1 pseudogene is annotated in these 1022 nt (G+C 76.2%); it reads left to right on the forward strand.

Going from position 1 to position 1022, the window contains the following annotated elements:
• Positions 1-401: 401 nt before the first annotated feature.
• Positions 402-1022: pseudogene (locus CWIS_RS19120) on the forward strand (aldehyde dehydrogenase family protein); the annotation flags it as partial.

Genomic DNA, 1022 nt, shown 5'->3' on the forward strand with positions numbered 1-1022 from the left:
ACCCGGCAGGGCGGCACGCAGGACGAGCGTCGCGTCGCGCATGCCGTGGCGGCCCGGTAGGTATTCGGCGAAGTGGCTCACCCGAGCACGCTAGGCCCCACGAGACAGGACGCGGCGCCCGACGAGGCAGGACGCGGCGCCCGACGAGGCGGGACGGCCGCTGCCGACGAAGCAGGACCCCCGCAGGACCCGCCGCAGGACGGCGCCTGGACCAGCCGCGACCAGGTCTGCCTCGCGGCAGCGAGCGCCCGTACGGACGCACAATGGACGCTGCTGCGGACGCGTGCGTCGAGCGGGCAGGCTGGAGCCCCGCCCGGCGCGATCCGGCCCCCTGACCCGGCCGACACCCACCGCGACCCGGCACCGTGCACGACCTGGACGACCGACACACGAGGCCCGCCATGACCACGACCGCAGGACAGCTCACGCAGCTCACCGCCGGCACGCTCGTGCCGTTCGGCGGGGACCGGTTCACGACCGTCGACGCCGCGCTCGCGGCCGCGTTCCAGCCGGGTGACCGGTTGTACGTCGTGCACGACGACGGTGCGCTCCTGCACGTGCCCGCGGCGGTGTCGGACGCCGTCACGACGAGCGTGAGCGCGGCGGTCGAGGCGGCGCAGGCGATGCGCAGCGTCCCGGCCGCGCAGGTCGCCGCGTTCTACCGCGCGTTCGCCGACGGGCTCGTCGCCGCGTGGGACGCGATCGCGCAGGCCAACGCCGAGGACGTGACGCGCGCCGAGGCGCTCGGCCGCTCGACCACGCGCCTGCGCATCGACGCCGACGTGCGCGACCAGATGGCCGACGGCCTGCGCGGCTGGGCGGACCTCGTCGAGAAGGCCGCGAGCGACGACGCCCCCGCGCCGCGCGTGACGCACGCCGACTGGCACGTGGACGTGGTCACGGCACCGCTGGGCGTCATCGGGTTCGTCTTCGAGGGCCGGCCCAACGTGCTCGCCGACGCCGCGGGCGTGCTCGCGACCGGCAACACCGCCGTGCTGCGGATCGGCGGCGACGCGCTCGGC

Source organism: Cellulomonas sp. A375-1, from assembly GCF_001040865.1.
Taxonomy (GTDB): Bacteria; Actinomycetota; Actinomycetes; order Actinomycetales; family Cellulomonadaceae; genus Cellulomonas; species Cellulomonas gelida.